We start from the raw sequence: 15,315 nt of genomic DNA, 5'->3' as shown, positions 1-15,315 counted from the left end.
AAATTCATTGTGATATTAATATGGAAGTATTTAATATTAGTATCTATACTAAATCAATAAAAAAGAATGCTTATTTCTACGGTCAACTTTATAATAATGATTTTATTACAAATGATACGACTTTAACTCTTTCAGATTTATTAAAATTCGTTAAAAATTACTAACCCCAAAAACAAAATAAAATGTCAGAAAATACGCAAGTAGCGCAAGTCAATCAACCAACACCAGCAGAAAAATTCGCTTTAGCGGTTGAAAAACAATATTCAAGTAATAATGGAGCGATTGAAATGTCATCGTTCCAAAAGAAATTAGCTCAAAACTATTTTATTGCTATTGATCAAGCCATTAAGGATTCTGAAAATAAAAGAAAGCAATATGAACCTTTACAGTACTCATGGCAAAATATGAATTTAGATGCTAAATTTTATTTTAATGTCATGGCTTATTCAGCAATAGGTTTAGATCCTTGTCAAAAAAACCATTTATCAATTATTTTGTACAAAAACAATAAACTTGGTAAATATGACATTAGTTTCACAATTGGTTATGTAGGATTAGAACTAAAAGCAAAAAAATATGGCTTTGATATTCCTAAAGAAGTAATTACAGAAGTCGTCTACACAAATGATATTTTCAAGCAGTACAAAAGAAATCGTGAAAATAAAGTCGAATCTTATGACTTTGAAGTTGTAGATGATTTTGACCGTGGAGAAATCAAAGGAGGTTTTTATTATCTAATCTATGAAGATGAAACAAAAAATCGTATTCGTGTATTCAACATGTACGATATCGAAAAACGTATTCCAAAATATGCAGCTGCAGAATTTTGGGGAGGTGAAAAAGATATTTGGAAAGATGGTCAAAAAACTGGTGAAAAAGAAGAAGTTGAAGGCTGGAGAGATGAAATGGTTCTCAAAACACTTAAACGCGCGGCTTATGATTCAATTCCAATTGACTCTGCTAAGATTGATGAAAATTTGATGCAAGTTATTCAAGCTGAAAAATCAAATGATGTTGAAGGTGATATCAAGTATGAAATTGAACAAAAAGCTAATTCTCAACATTTAGATTTTGAAGAAGCGAAATTGATTCAAGAAGCTTCTTCTCAGAAAATAGAAATTAATGCAAATTCAGTTGAGCCTATCCCTGTTGAACAAGCTTTTGAAAGTAATACAACCGAAATGCAATTTCCAACCGAACCACCTTTTGCGTAAATGCAACTCAAAATACTTAGCACAGGATCAGTAGGTAATTGCTACATCCTAGAAAATGAAAAAGAAGCCCTAATCATAGAATTGGGGCTTAATTTTTCCAAGATTAAAGAAGCTTTGAACTTTGATTTAAGTAAAATTTCAGGAGCTATAATTTCACATTGTCATTTAGACCACGCTAAAGGAATGAAACAAGCTTTAGATAATGGAATTGAATGCTATAGTAGTCAAGGAACTTTTCAAAGCTTAAACATCAAACATCACAATGCCAAAATCATCAAATCTAAACAAGCTTTTCAAATCGGAAATTTTAAGATATTACCTTTCGATGTTCATCACGATGTCAATGAGCCTTTAGGGTTCTTAATTGATCACGAAGAAACAGGCAGAGTGCTTTTTGTAACCGACACTACATACATTGATTATACTTTTCCAAATCTCAATAATATCATCATTGAAGCGAATTATTGTGAAGAAATAATCAAAGAAAAGTTAGGTAGTACATGGCAAGGTGAATTTTTAAAGAATCGAATCTTAAAATCCCACATGAGCCTTAATACTTGTAAAGAAACATTGCTTGCAAATGATCTTTCACAAGTACAGAAAATAATACTTATTCACTTATCAGACAGTAATTCAGATGAGCGAAAATTCAAAAAAGTAATCGAAGAAGCAACAGGTAAAATAGTCCACGTTGCAAACAACAATCAAATTTTAGAGTTTAACAAAAATCCTTTTTAGAGATGCAAAATTTAATCACTTCACTCGATGAAATTCAGTTAGAATTACAATCAATTCAAGAATTCACAGAAATAACTCCAAGTGAAGATGTAAACGAAATAGTTCAGAGAGGAAATGATTTGATTGCTTATCTCGCGCGGACTACAAAACTTTTAGCTGATTCAAAATATCACAAAGACAGTAAACTTAATTCTGCTTTTATGGATGAGATTCGAAAGATTTCGCAATTATCTGCATCAGTAGCAAATAAGTATGTTGATAGTCTTTGTAAGAACGAAAATTACCTAATCAATTGGTCTGAAAGATTAAATCGAACAGTTACACATCAAATTGATTGGTGTAGAACTATTGTAAGTAAAAACAAAGCAGAAATGCAAAACCTAAATTTTAGATGATAAAATCATGAAAGAATTAAAAAACGCATATATAGAACATTTAGTCCTACAAAAAGTAGGACACAAAGTAAGAGAAGAAGCGAATATTTTTGCTTCAAAAACTACTGAATTTGACGAATCAAAAGAAGAACAATTAATCCCTTTTCTTGTTAATCCATTCAAGAAAAATCTTGAATTAAAGCGATTCAGTCATTATACTGAGAAATTAGAATTCAATAAAGTTTACAACTTATGTAAATCTGCATTCGATGAAGAAATTGATTTTGTTGACTTTTCAAATGAAGTTCTAAAAACGCTTTACGATCAATCATTGCATCAACAAATTAAAAGTGGTGAAGTTTTTACTGTACAATTGAATAATGCTCAATTTGATGGAATTCCTTGTAAAGCTATTGGAATTTACAAACTTGAAAACAAGTCTAAATTTTTAAGATTTGATGAAAGAGAAACGATTGATTATAATGTCTTAAAAGGCTATAAACTTGATAAGTTAGATAAAGGAGTTTTAATTCTTGATACATATCGTGATGAAGGATTTAGAGTTTACACAATTGACGACAACAACGTTGAATCTGAATTCTGGACAAAGAATTTCTTAGAAGTAAAGCCCGTTACCAATCCAGCTTTACAAACAAAGAATTTTCTTGAAACAATTAACGATTTTGCTACGGATGTAATTCTACAACATTCTGATAAAAAAGTTCAAGCTGAATTTCTTTCAAATGCTATTGATCAATTAGCAAATAATGAATTCGTAAACATTGAGATTATTGATGAAACCTTAGGAGAATATAAAGAAGAATTCAATCAATACTTAAATCAAACAGAAATTAAACTTGATAAGGAATTCGAAGTTGATTCTGGAGTATTAATAACTCAATCAAAGAAAATCAAATCTGAAATAAAACTTGACACAGGGGCTAAGATTAATCTTGATTTATTGAATTCTGAATGCGTTGCTGATAATCTTGAAAGAGGTTTTGATGATGAAAAGAAGATGTTTTATTACAAGGTTTATTTTAATTCGGAAGCTTAATGGAAGAAGATGTAAAAACAATAAAATGTGACGAATGTAAAGTAGAGTTAGCTTTATGTTTAGGTTATGTCTGTTTACAAAATGATGATGAGCCTTTTGATAGCGGAAAAACAGAAGATATAAATATCAATAAAGAAACTAGAGTGTATTGTTATGTATGTCCAAATTGTAATAAAATAAAATCAGAAATTCAAGAATGCTAATTTTTTAATACCATCATGACTAAATACGAAAAAGAAGATAAGAAGCTGTTTTGGCTTCTTTTTTCTTCATCAATTATCGCGGTGCTTATCGTCGCACTTTATTTTAAACTAATCAAATACATACTATTATGGTAGCAGATATCGAACAATTAAAACAAACTATACAAGCCAAAGGATTTAGAGTTGAACATTACGAAAGTCCTATGCAGTTTAACATCATCGTCCAAACTAAAACAGGCGATCATTGTTTTGGTGAAATCTTTACAGGTTGCAACGTAAACGAACGCATCATAATCAAAAACAGGGCTTGCGAGAAATTAAAGGAGCTGATTAAACAAAATTAGTGTTATGGCAAGGCTAAGGAAAATAGGATTGGAATATTTCCCGTTAGATGTTTCTTTTTTTGAAAATGAAAAGATAGAAGCTTTATCTGGCGAATTTGGAATAAAAGGAGAAATAACCGTAATAAAACTTTTTTGCGAGATATATAAGAACGGATATTACTTAGAATGGAATGATCTTCAAAAGATGAAATTACTAAAAAGATTGCCAGGAATTAATGTTACATTATTGCAACAAATATTAAATCGACTTTTAAAGTGGGGTATATTTAATGAAGAAATTTTCTTGCAATATGGTGTAATAACAAGTAAAAACATCCAAAAACAGTTTATTGACTCAACTAAAAGACGTAAAGATAACAGTATCAATGAATACGCTTTAATTAATGTATACATAAATGACACTTCAACTAACATTAATGTAGACATTAATACCACTTCAAGTGGTCAAAGTGTTAACAAAAGTACACAAAGGAAAGTAAAGGAAAGTAAAGTAAATAATACTACTGAAGTAGTATTAGAAAAAAGTGAAAAAATTCTTCCACCACAAAATGAAGATATTCATATCAAATTTTGTCAAGAAACTCTTGAGTCAAGAAATTGGATAGACACTTTTCTTATCAACATGAAAATTCCTAAATCCAAAAACGATATTAATCTTAAAAGACTTTTGAAAGAATTTTTAAACCACTTGATTTTAGAGAATAAAATTCACACTAAAAAAAATGAATTTTTATCTCACTTTACATCTTGGTGTCGAAAACTTGACGATTCAAAATTAAAAGAGATTTATCTTAAAAAATCACAACCTAAGAAATCACAACCCAAAGACGATTATTATTTTCTAAACTAAAATTATGTTTAAGCACGGTCGAGAACTCCAATACGAACTCCAAAAAATACGAAATGAGGGAGAAATTGAACCGATACAACTTGGCTTTGAATCCTTCAATGACTTTGATAATGGAAAATTACTGCAAATGTCAAGAGGGACATGGGTATTGATCGGCGGCGAGCCACATCATGGTAAGTCACAATTTACAAATGAAATTATACTTCAACTCATGGAAAAACATGATTTCAAAGTAGCTCTATTTTCTTCTGAATCTGGGAATATTGCAAAAGTCTTTTCAATTTTTTACGGAATGTACATAGGAAAACAATACTCGAGAGTTCGATCAGATTTGAAAAAGAATGAATTTGCAATGAATGATGCTGAGAAGTCAATTGCAGAAGAATTTATAAACAATCACCTTTATGTTTTTGAACAAAACCCAACAGTCAAAGGGTATCAAAAAATAGAAAACTTTTACAAACTTGTTGGAGAAGCAGAAGAGAGGTTTCGAATAAAATTTGATTGCGTTGTTATTGATCCGATTTACGATATTGATGGTTTTGAACCTAAAGCAGAAGAAGTAAAGAAAATCTTATCATACATCGATTATCAATGTGAAACAAGTAATCGAATTGACATAGTTGTAAATCATGTTGCTGAGACAGCTAAATTCATCGATAAAAACGGTAACAGGAGAAAGTATAGAGCAGGAGGTGACGAATTTTATGGAGGTAAAAATAATCAAAGAAAAGCTAAGCTTCAATTATTAGTCGAAAGACCAACTCCTAACGAAGATCAAGATTTAGAACCTGGAGAAGAAAGAGTAACATCAAATCAATCCAACATCCATGTTTTAAAAGCTAAACCAGAAGGAATAGCGAAAATAGGCGTGTATCCAATTTTTTACGATTGGAAGTCAAGACGCTATTATGAACGAAAAGAAAATGGTCAAAGTCAATTTTCAAAAGGTTCAAAATTAGAATCTAAAGAGATTTATGAACAAAACTATCAAACAAATATAACAATAACAGCAAATCCAAATGACGCATTCTACACAACCGCAGAAGAAGATGATGATTTCCCATTCTAGAAAAACAATTCAAGAAGCAATGGAATTTTTTCTAAAACAATGGGATTATTCTATTGAAACCATGGACGATGAAACGAATCGAGAGTATATGATTTCAGTCGTAAATAACTTAGGGCTTAAATTAAGCGATTTAAACAACTCTTGGACTATTAAATGTGTCAACGATGTAGACAAGCTTGAAAAATTGCTTAAAAATGATAAATACAAGGAAAATGAGAGTTTATACAGTCATTCTATCAAAGTAATTTACATGATTAAGAATTTATACGAGTTAAAAAATAGAAGAACAGATGAAGTTTTTAAACTGAGAGCAGAAAATGCTGAGTTGAAATTAGAGATTCAAAAATTAAAGCAATTACAAAATGGAACTTAATCAAATCGATAATCTCACCGATAAAACAAATGAGGAATTGATTGAATTAGTAATTTCTCTAATTAAAACTCTCTACAACAAAAGACCAAAACAAGGATTTAGACTTGAATCTGGGATATTTGTAAAAGATCCAGAACACTACTTCAAATCATTCAAGTCGTACCTAACAAAACCAAATAATATTCGAAGCATTACTACAGGAGAACTCAAAGAAGATTGGGTTAAGTGGTATTGTATTTTGTTGAATTTAAAAAAGCAGATAAGATGAATTTTTACATAGGAGAATATTATCAATACACGAATTCAAAACAAAAATTTAAACTCAAAGAAAAGAGATTTTCAGTATTCGTTTTTGAATGTGGTCATTGGTGTACTGATAATGTTTTTCTTGATTTAATCAGAGTAAAAACTAATCAATTAGTTAGTGAAGATTTGCAATTAAAACTAAACTTTTAAAAAATGAATTATCCAGGAGAATTTAAAGAGCGTGCTCAAATAGAAATGTCGAAAAGATTAGGATTTAATAGTCGAACTGATTGTATTAATTCCTTAGGAGTAAAGGAATTTGCAAGAAAACGAAACGAATTTTACAAGACGTTTTTTGAGGAAGAAAACGAGCAGATAAAAGCTGAATCAAACACTCAGCATAAAGAACTAAAAAACAAAGATCTTCCTGAAAAATTGGAGTTGATTTTTGATTACATAAAACTTAATCCAGAAACTAGAATTTACAAAGTTGAAGAAAAATTCATGTTTTGTAAGTTTTACTTGAATATCGTTATAAAACTCGGTTATGTCGTGAATATTGGTTCGAAACACAAACCGATTTTCATAGTGAAACAGCAAGGTAAATCTTGTGTTGAAATTATTGCTGAAGTTCGTAATTATTCAAAATTAAAACAAAGAAGAATAAGAGCGAATGAAGCGAGAAGAATTGAACAAGGAATGTAATTTATTACTATGCCAATAATAGGGAAATATAATAAAATTTCTTTTACAGAAGAAGAAAAAATCTTTGTTCGAAATAATTTTAAAATCTACACAAATCAACAATTTGCAAATCATTTTGGATTAAAATTAACTACAACAAGAACATTGATTTATAAACTTGGATTAAAGAAAATGGAGCTTGAATACTGGACAGATGAACAAGTGAATTTTTTAAAAGAAAATTACAAGAAAATTGGTGATGTTGAACTTGCTGAAATCTTTAATTCGAAATGGACAAAAAATAAAGGCTGGACTAAAAAACACATAGAAAAGAAGCGTAGGTACTTAGGTTTAAAGAGAACTGAAAAACAAAAGTTAGAAATAGTTAAATCTAATTCAAGGAACGGGAAATATAATACTTCGGAAAAATCATGGAAAACAAGAGGAGTAACAAAAACTGGAACTCTAAAAGTTTGGAAGCTTTCTACAGGAAGAAGTGTTGTTGTTATTCGGCTTAAAGATAGATTTACTCCTTATGCGCCTTATTTCTATAAAAACCAGATAGGTGAAGTTCCAAAAGGAATGAATGTTTGTTTTAAAGATGGTAATCCGTTGAATATTGTTAAAGAAAATTTAGTCTTAAAATCTGATGCAGAATTAGCTTCTGAAAATTCCAAAAATCGAACTCCTAATGAACTCAAAGAAACAATTAGATTAATCAATAAAATCAACAAAAAAATAAAAGAAAAATCATGAATATTTTAGAATTAAATCAAAAATTATACGAGACTTTAGAAGGTCTTGAGTCAGGTAAAATTGACGCTAAAAAAGCTGACAGCATTGTAAACGTAGCTAATGCAATTACGAATAATACAAAATTGCTTTTAAACGTAGCTAAAACTGCAAAATCCCAAAATATGGCTCAACTTCTTTTAGGTGCTGAAACAGCTAATGAGATTGAGTACAGAGATATTTACGAGCAGAAAACTGATTTCGCTGTATCATTAGGTTATGATAATTTAGCTTCTGCAATCGGTAAAATTGGAAAAGATGAATTTGAGCAAAAATTTAAAAATCGAAAAATATAATGAGTAAATTAGTCGTAAAGCCATTTCAAAAACAAGAGGTTTTAAATGCAAAATTAACAACAATCGCAATCTTAAATCAAGTAATACTTGAGAAGTTCGATGAGATTGCAGATAAGAAAGAAGTGTGGAATCAACGCTTTAAAAACATTGGAAAGCAAAACATTTCAATGATTGAAGAATTGCAAGAGAAAGTGTATAATCAGCATTATGAAGCGAATCAAAACAGATTCATTTATGCAGAAGAATCAACACGAAGATTAATTAATCTTTTATCGACGATAAATGTTGATGAGTACATTGATTTAATGGGGTTTATAGAATTGATGAAACACGATAAAATTAATAAAACTAAACACTGTGTTAATTTTTTAATCGAAAATACGGAGCGAATTAATAATCAATTAAAAGAGGTAGTATGAAACTAATCAGCATGACAGATTTTGTTTTGGAGCAAACAGAATTGCTTTACGAAAAAAATCAAAGTAAGTTAATCCATAGAGTTGTTAACTACGCCCAATTCTTAAAACAACCTTCAAAACTTGGAATGTTTGTTCCTTGTGATGAAGAGGGTAATGTTTTGGAAGAGCCGACTATGGAAAAATACGGTTATTACTTTTCTAATCATCAAGAGGAACAAAGTGGATGGATGTACGAGGAAGGGGAAGATGAATACTACAAAGTACTTGAAAAATACCAACAAGCTAAAGAGCGTGTTTTGTTTGAGGGGTTTAGTGTATATAAAAATTTAATTAAAAACATTAACGGAGACAATATAATGACATGGTATATTGAGGCAAGATGTATAGAAGATTTAATTTTGATGAATTTAACATTAACACAAACAGCAATTAAACAAATAGGATTATGAAAATGTTTAACGTAAAGGCAGTTTTCTGCAATGAATCGGATAAATTAAAAACCTTCTCAAATGGGAATCACAATAATTTATCCCAAAAAAGAAAGGTAGAATTCAACAAATTGCAAAAAGAAATAAAAGATAAATTCAGCGCAAAAACATCATAAAATTTACACCTTTGTAAACTATACAACACACCCGTAAACAAAAACAGAAATTTCACCAAAAAAACATGTTTTTTATACGATTATTCTTTTTTAATTCAGAGACTTACCTCATATTTGAATCAATATTCAACGAAAGGGGTTTTGTGGCTAACATCAATTAAACTTGATTTTTAAACCTCTTATGAAAATAGGAGGTTTTTTATATGATTTTAGTCGGAATAGATCCAGACGTTGAGAAAAATGGTTTTGCTTTGATTCACAACAAAAATTATGAGTTAGCAAACCTAACGTTCTTTGAACTTTATGATAAGTTACAATCATTAAAAAATGATTTTGGAACTGAGAAAATTAAAGTTTTTGTCGAATGTGGTTTTTTAAATAAATCCAATTGGCATAAAATCAAAAAAGGTTCTGCATCAATTAATGCAAATATCGGAAACCGAACAGGACGAAATCATGAAGTAGCTCATAAAATTGTTGAAATGTGTGAATATCTAAACTTAACTCATTTTAAAGTAAAACCAACCACTAAAAAAAGAGATAACAAGGATTTTTCACTCATTACAGGAATAAAAAAAAGAACAAACCAAGAGCAACGAGACGCGATGCTTTTAATATTTGGAAGGTGAATTTTTTACATATATTTCTTTGTGTTTTGTTGGTTGGGAAAGTAGCTCAGTAGGTAGAGTGCTTAGATGATGAATCAAGAGGTCAAAGGTTCGAGCCCTTTCTTTTCCACTATTTCTGTTAAGGAAATGTTTCGGGTATTTAAAGACTGATGAAGTTTAGTAGTCAGTCTTTTATTTAAAAATGAATTTTAAATTTTATATAATCAAAGGCGCTAATAATTAGGCAGTAAGTAGCAAAGCGCTATTTACTGCCTTTTTTATTTTTATTCATGGATCAAAAAGTAAATAGATTTAACTCAAAGAATGTTCAAACATCTTTAATCCCGGACCTTTCAAAAAGGATTGAGATTTTGGAAGATGAGCAGTATCTATTTCTTCCAAATGATTGGATAAATGATGAAGAGCTTATTGTTTTAAAATTTAGAGCTGAACAAAAAAAATATAAAATTGAATATGCTGATTCGGCTCCAAAAACTTCAACACAATTAATCTTTGAGGAAATTGAAAAAGCAATCAATATTGTAACAGGATTAAACCTTCAAGATTATGCTTTAAATGACAGGAGAACTCATTTATTTTATGCTAGAGCAATCTATGTTACTATTTGCTTTTCATATAAAATCGAAAAGAAACTTATTTCAAAAAAAATAAACAAAGCAATTAAAACGATTGAACTGATTGTCGAAAAGCACGACGATCTTTTTAAATTCACTCCAGAGTATCGCAGAAACTATAATGACGTGATGCAAATAATCACAAATAACCAAGTAATAGATAAAGTTTAACCAATGGCAAAACAAAGTAAATCACAAATCGTAAAAGAATGGAAATCATCTGATATAAAAATCAAGAAGGATTCCAAAGGTTTACTTTGGGTTATTCTTGGTAGAGAAAAGGTTAAGCTTCCTAATGATTTAACTAATGTAAAATCAATTACTCTTAGTCAAGCTGAGGGATTTCTTGGTTTAGATAAATCTATTAATGATTTGGCTGATGATGTTGAGAAGAATAAAGTAGGAAGACCAACTGATTATAAAATTGAATATAATGAACAGGTATATAAGCTTTGTTTGTTAGGTGCTACTGATTCAGAAATAGGTGACTTTTTTAATGTTGATGAAAGAACAATTAATAATTGGAAGGTTGAATTTCCTGAATTTTTTCAGTCCATAAAAAAGGGAAAAGAGTATGCAGATGCAAACGTTGCAAATAAACTTTATAATCGTGCTTTAGGATATGAACATGAAGAGGATAAAATATTCAACGATCAAGGAGTTCCTTTGATAGTTCCAACAATTAAACATTACCCACCAGACACAACCGCAGCAATATTTTGGTTAAAAAATAGACAGCCAGCAAAATGGCGAGAAAAACAAGAAGTTGAAACAACTTTAAAAATAGAACAACCATTATTCGGAGATGATTAGACCTGTAATTGAATTCAACGGATTTCGATACACGACAGCTATTAAGAAGTTACGAAAACTTAAAAAGCGCATTCGTGTTATTCCAGGAGGAAGTTCGGCTGGGAAAACATTTGGTATTTTACCAATTCTAATCGATAAAGCAGCAAAAACTCCAATGTTGGAAATATCTGTTGTTTCTGAGTCTGTACCGCATTTACGAAAAGGAGCTTTGAAAGACTTCTTGAAGATAATGAAAGCTACAGGGCGTTATATTGATAAGAATTACAATAGAACTTTACTTACCTATACTTTCTCAAACGGAAGTTATATTGAGTTCTTCTCAGTAGATAACGAGGAACGTGTTCGTGGTCCACGTCGTAACATTCTTTACATGAATGAAGCGAACAATATTCGTTTTGATACTTATCATCAATTAGCTATTCGTACATCACATGAAATTTGGATTGACTTTAATCCATCTAATGAATTTTGGGCACACGAAGAATTATCTGAAAAAGATAATAACGATGTAGAATGGTTGACACTTACTTATAAAGATAACGAAGCATTACCGCAGACTATCGTTGAAGAACTAGAGAAAGCACGTACAAAAGGTTTTTATAATCCATTATTACCAATTGATAAACTATTTAATGAAACTAATATTAAGAATCAATATTGGTCGAATTGGTGGAAGGTTTACGGGCTTGGATTACTTGGAGCTTTAGAAGGGGTTATTTTTAGCGATTGGACAAAGGTGAAAGAAATTCCAAACGGAGCAAAATTACTTGGATTAGGAATTGACTTTGGATATACGAATGATCCAACTGCTATTCCTGCATTATATCAATTCAATAATGAATATTACATAGATGAAATTGAGTATAAAACAGGAATGTCGAATAGAGATATTGCTCGTAAACTTCAAAAAGAAGGTTTTACTGAACAGGATAAAATGGTTGCAGATTCAGCAGAACCTAAGTCTATTGACGAAATAAATTCTTATGGCTTTTATATTGAACCAGCAAGTAAAGGGCGTGATTCGATAATGTTTGGCATTGAAGTTTTACAAAATCATCATTTCAAAATTACTGAACGCTCGACGAATATAATTGAAGAATTTAGAAAATATTGTTGGGATGTTGACAAAACAGGAAAGAAGCTAAATAGACCTGTCGGCGGTTATAATCATTCAATGGACGCATTACGATATATTGGAATTGAAGTATTACCGCATAACGTGGTAAGTAATACAATTGAAAATACCGAAGATATACTATCAAGATTGAACTTTTAAAAAATAAATGAACGAACTATATAAACTATTAAATATACCCGAAGACTCACCAATACAAAAGATTATCGATGCCTTAAAACAAGATAAAGATAAAACCAAAATCATTGAAAAAGCTAAAAAGGAATTAGATCCAAAGCAGCATGATATAATGAATCCTATTCTTAGACGGCCTAAGAATAAGGATGAAAAAGATAAAAACAAAGATGTTATTTCTATTGCATTAGCTTATCAAAAATGGATTGTTCGAAAAGAAAAAGCTATGATTTTCGGTAATCAACCAATTTTAAGAGCTAATCCAAATGATGAAACCGAAAAAGCTGTCTTAAAAGCGATTGAAAGAATTTTGCACGACATCAAAGAACCTTCATTTAATCGAAAGCTTGCTGAATCAATTGGTTCTTTTACAGAAGGAGGTGAGCTTTGGTATTTGAAAGAAGGCGAAGAGCATGATTCTTACGGTTTTAAAACTAAGATGAAAATCAAAGCAATGTTATTGTCTTTAAAAAATAGTAGTCAACTATATCCGTATAAAGATGATTTCGATGATATGATTTGTTTCTCTCGTAATTACATTAAAAAGATTGAAGGAAAAGAGGTTGAGTATTTTGAAGTTTACACGCAAAATTTTACTTATTTATTCGAGAATTTTAAAGAATGGAGAATTGTAGAAGGTTATCCTAAAAAGCAAGTACTAGAAAAGATACCTGCTGTCTTTGGAGAACAGGAAAATGTTTCTTGGTATGATGTACAAGATTTAATCGAAAGGATTGAAGTATTGGTTTCTGATCATGGAGAAGTGAATGATCGAAATGCTTATCCAATTCTTAAAGTAATTGGTAAACTTAAAAATTATCTAAACAAAGGACCAGGGGGAGGAGTTGAACTTGACAAAGATTCAGATATGAATTATTTATCTTGGGATCAAGCTACAGATTCTATAAAACTTGAAATCGACAATCTTGTAAAGAACATTCAATTATTCTCTCAAACTCCAAATATCTCTTTTGATGAAGTAAAATCTTTAGGTGCTCTTTCTGGAACTGCTTTAAAAATGTTATTCCTTGATGCGCATTTGAAAGTAATGGAGAAACGAGAAATCTATGATGAGTATTTGCAGCGTCGAATCAATATAATCAAGCGAATCCTTGCGACATTAAATCCTTCTTGGAAATCTGCAATTGACAATCTTGTTATCGAGCCTGAAATCGTTCCTTTCATGGTAGAAAACGAAAAAGAACAAGTCGAAATCGCATTACTTAAAAATGGAAACAAGCCTTTAGAATCTCACGAGAAATCTGTTAAGAATTGGCAAGGTCAAGATACTGAGGATTACGAGAAGATAAAGCAAGAGGAAAGGGACGCTAATAATGTGGATTATTTTAATCCAGCGAGCGAATAAGAAATATAAACCTTACAAATCTGCTTATTTCTGCAAAAAGTGTACAAATAAGCAGGTTGTAAAAGGCTTATTTATCAAATAACCATCAAATAAGTTTATCTAAAAATAAACATTAAGCAAGATGAATTTAGACGTTGTTTTTAGCTTAAACAGATGGATTGATAACAATAAGCAAGAATTGAGTTCGTCTAAGCAACATCTAAGTTCATCTAAAAATCAAATAGCAATCAAATGAAAAAAAAGATATACAAAGATTCTTTACATGGATTTGAAGCTTTAACAAATAACAAAACAATTGCATGGATGTTAATTAGAGATAAATGTCGCGAATTAAAATTAGAAGTACCAACACTTGATCAAATAAGTGTCAAATGAAACATATTAAAGTATTCGTAAAATCTGAAAAAGAACCTATAATTATTGTTGATGAAAATAATAATATAGAGTTTAGACATGAAGTAGAGTTTATTGTGTTTAGTAATAAACAGCTTTCTGTTACTTTTATGAAAAACGAAGTAAAGTATTGGTTAATAAAAGAAATCGATTAATAATTTATGTCAATCGAAGAATTCATAATCCAAGATGAAAAACTTGCAAGAATAGCAGCTGGAAAAAACTTGCAACAAATCGAAAAGTTATTTCAAAAATACATTTCGAAAGTAATTTCTTTTTATCAATTAAACGAAAATATTGATTTAGATACCTTAACTCCACAATTAAAAAAAGAAATTGAAAAGCTAACGAAACAACTTGCAATCGATTTAGAAAATAAAATCAATTCTGCAACAAAAGAACAATGGATGCTATCGCAAGGAACCGCAACAAAATTCGTTGAAACTTATTTTGATATTAACAAACTAAACAAAGCTACTCAAGATATTTTCCGGAATAATAATCTTGATAATTACTTGCAGGCTCGCAAATCAAGATTAAATCAATTCAAGTTATCTGATCGTGTTTGGAATTATTCAAAGCAGTTTGAAACGAATATCATTGATTCGCTAGAAATAGCTTTAAAAAATGGAGATTCAGCACAAGTTTTAGCTCGAGATATTAAACAATATTTAAACGAACCTGAAAAGCTTTTTAGACGAGTTCGTGATGTTAAAGGACAATTACATTTAAGTAAAAATGCTCAAGCTTATAACCCGGGGCAAGGTGTTTATCGTTCAGCTCACAAAAACGCTTTACGTTTAGCTAGTACAGAAATTAATACTTATTACAAAGAATCTGAAAATCAACGCTGGCAATCTATGGACTTTGTTGTTGGTTTTGAAATAAAACGATCTAATAATAAATTTGATTGTAGTGTTTGTGG

Annotated in this window: 23 protein-coding genes and 1 tRNA gene; all 24 read left to right on the top strand. The window is 30.1% G+C overall.

Annotation, left to right across the window (positions count from 1 at the left end; genetic code table 11):
* The first annotated feature begins 182 nt into the window (after positions 1-182).
* Complete coding sequence (locus B2X73_RS01385; protein ID WP_291095543.1) at positions 183-1,214, top strand: recombinase RecT; 1,032 nt, start codon at positions 183-185, stop codon at positions 1,212-1,214.
* Complete coding sequence (locus B2X73_RS01380; protein ID WP_291095541.1) at positions 1,215-1,952, top strand: MBL fold metallo-hydrolase; 738 nt, start codon at positions 1,215-1,217, stop codon at positions 1,950-1,952. It begins immediately after the preceding gene.
* 2 nt (positions 1,953-1,954) lie between these two features.
* On the top strand, positions 1,955-2,347 hold the full coding sequence (locus B2X73_RS01375; RefSeq protein WP_291095539.1) for a hypothetical protein: 393 nt from the start codon (positions 1,955-1,957) through the stop codon (positions 2,345-2,347).
* Between the two features lie 7 nt (positions 2,348-2,354).
* Positions 2,355-3,383 carry a nucleoid-associated protein gene (locus B2X73_RS01370; RefSeq protein WP_291095537.1) on the top strand — a complete coding sequence of 343 codons (1,029 nt, stop codon included), beginning with the start codon at positions 2,355-2,357 and terminating at the stop codon, positions 3,381-3,383.
* Complete coding sequence (locus B2X73_RS01365; protein WP_291095535.1) at positions 3,383-3,586, top strand: hypothetical protein; 204 nt, start codon at positions 3,383-3,385, stop codon at positions 3,584-3,586. Before B2X73_RS01370 ends, B2X73_RS01365 begins: the two co-directional genes overlap by 1 nt.
* A 128-nt stretch (positions 3,587-3,714) precedes the next feature.
* Positions 3,715-3,930 (top strand): hypothetical protein, encoded by a 216-nt coding sequence (locus B2X73_RS01360; protein WP_280036418.1) that lies wholly within the window; start codon positions 3,715-3,717, stop codon positions 3,928-3,930.
* A 4-nt stretch (positions 3,931-3,934) separates the two neighbouring features.
* Positions 3,935-4,780, top strand: a complete 846-nt coding sequence (locus tag B2X73_RS01355) for a DUF4373 domain-containing protein (RefSeq protein ID WP_291095532.1) — start codon at positions 3,935-3,937, stop codon at positions 4,778-4,780.
* Positions 4,781-4,907: 127 nt separating this feature from the next.
* On the top strand, positions 4,908-5,852 hold the full coding sequence (locus B2X73_RS01350; protein WP_291095530.1) for a hypothetical protein: 945 nt from the start codon (positions 4,908-4,910) through the stop codon (positions 5,850-5,852).
* 19 nt (positions 5,853-5,871) lie between these two features.
* Positions 5,872-6,225 carry a hypothetical protein gene (locus B2X73_RS01345; protein ID WP_291095527.1) on the top strand — a complete coding sequence of 118 codons (354 nt, stop codon included), beginning with the start codon at positions 5,872-5,874 and terminating at the stop codon, positions 6,223-6,225.
* The gene (locus tag B2X73_RS01340; protein WP_291095525.1) at positions 6,215-6,493 is read left to right on the top strand and encodes a hypothetical protein; all 279 of its coding nucleotides are present in this window, start codon (positions 6,215-6,217) and stop codon (positions 6,491-6,493) included. The genes B2X73_RS01345 and B2X73_RS01340 overlap by 11 nt, the downstream gene beginning before the upstream one ends.
* A 191-nt stretch (positions 6,494-6,684) precedes the next feature.
* Entirely contained in the window at positions 6,685-7,176 is a 492-nt protein-coding gene (locus B2X73_RS01335) for a hypothetical protein (RefSeq protein ID WP_291095523.1), read from the top strand.
* A gap of 144 nt (positions 7,177-7,320) precedes the next feature.
* Positions 7,321-7,911: an HNH endonuclease gene (locus B2X73_RS01330; protein ID WP_291095521.1), complete on the top strand. Its 591-nt coding sequence runs from the start codon at positions 7,321-7,323 to the stop codon at positions 7,909-7,911.
* Positions 7,908-8,243: a hypothetical protein gene (locus B2X73_RS01325; RefSeq protein WP_291095519.1), complete on the top strand. Its 336-nt coding sequence runs from the start codon at positions 7,908-7,910 to the stop codon at positions 8,241-8,243. Before B2X73_RS01330 ends, B2X73_RS01325 begins: the two co-directional genes overlap by 4 nt.
* Entirely contained in the window at positions 8,243-8,662 is a 420-nt protein-coding gene (locus tag B2X73_RS01320) for a hypothetical protein (protein WP_291095517.1), read from the top strand. The genes B2X73_RS01325 and B2X73_RS01320 overlap by 1 nt, the downstream gene beginning before the upstream one ends.
* The gene (locus B2X73_RS01315) at positions 8,659-9,111 is read left to right on the top strand and encodes a hypothetical protein (RefSeq protein ID WP_291095515.1); all 453 of its coding nucleotides are present in this window, start codon (positions 8,659-8,661) and stop codon (positions 9,109-9,111) included. The genes B2X73_RS01320 and B2X73_RS01315 overlap by 4 nt, the downstream gene beginning before the upstream one ends.
* A 406-nt stretch (positions 9,112-9,517) precedes the next feature.
* On the top strand, positions 9,518-9,895 hold the full coding sequence (locus B2X73_RS01310) for a hypothetical protein (RefSeq protein WP_291095513.1): 378 nt from the start codon (positions 9,518-9,520) through the stop codon (positions 9,893-9,895).
* A 35-nt stretch (positions 9,896-9,930) separates the two neighbouring features.
* Positions 9,931-10,004, top strand: a tRNA-His gene (locus B2X73_RS01305).
* Positions 10,005-10,164: 160 nt separating this feature from the next.
* Complete coding sequence (locus tag B2X73_RS01300; RefSeq protein WP_291095511.1) at positions 10,165-10,680, top strand: hypothetical protein; 516 nt, start codon at positions 10,165-10,167, stop codon at positions 10,678-10,680.
* A 3-nt stretch (positions 10,681-10,683) separates the two neighbouring features.
* Positions 10,684-11,322: a hypothetical protein gene (locus B2X73_RS01295; RefSeq protein ID WP_291095509.1), complete on the top strand. Its 639-nt coding sequence runs from the start codon at positions 10,684-10,686 to the stop codon at positions 11,320-11,322.
* Positions 11,315-12,598, top strand: a complete 1,284-nt coding sequence (locus tag B2X73_RS01290; protein WP_291095507.1) for a terminase large subunit — start codon at positions 11,315-11,317, stop codon at positions 12,596-12,598. The genes B2X73_RS01295 and B2X73_RS01290 overlap by 8 nt, the downstream gene beginning before the upstream one ends.
* A 7-nt stretch (positions 12,599-12,605) precedes the next feature.
* Positions 12,606-13,997: a phage portal protein gene (locus B2X73_RS01285; RefSeq protein ID WP_291095505.1), complete on the top strand. Its 1,392-nt coding sequence runs from the start codon at positions 12,606-12,608 to the stop codon at positions 13,995-13,997.
* Between the two features lie 231 nt (positions 13,998-14,228).
* Positions 14,229-14,372: a hypothetical protein gene (locus B2X73_RS01280; RefSeq protein ID WP_291095503.1), complete on the top strand. Its 144-nt coding sequence runs from the start codon at positions 14,229-14,231 to the stop codon at positions 14,370-14,372.
* Complete coding sequence (locus B2X73_RS01275; protein ID WP_291095501.1) at positions 14,369-14,545, top strand: hypothetical protein; 177 nt, start codon at positions 14,369-14,371, stop codon at positions 14,543-14,545. The genes B2X73_RS01280 and B2X73_RS01275 overlap by 4 nt, the downstream gene beginning before the upstream one ends.
* A 6-nt stretch (positions 14,546-14,551) precedes the next feature.
* On the top strand, positions 14,552-15,315 hold a 764-nt coding region (locus tag B2X73_RS01270; protein WP_291095499.1), incomplete at its 3' end, for a hypothetical protein.

Source organism: Empedobacter sp. UBA7252, assembly GCF_002472765.1.
Taxonomy (GTDB): domain Bacteria; phylum Bacteroidota; class Bacteroidia; order Flavobacteriales; family Weeksellaceae; genus Empedobacter; species Empedobacter falsenii_B.
The sequence above is the reverse complement of the archived record's forward strand: the minus strand, read 5'-3'. Positions and strand labels throughout refer to the sequence as shown.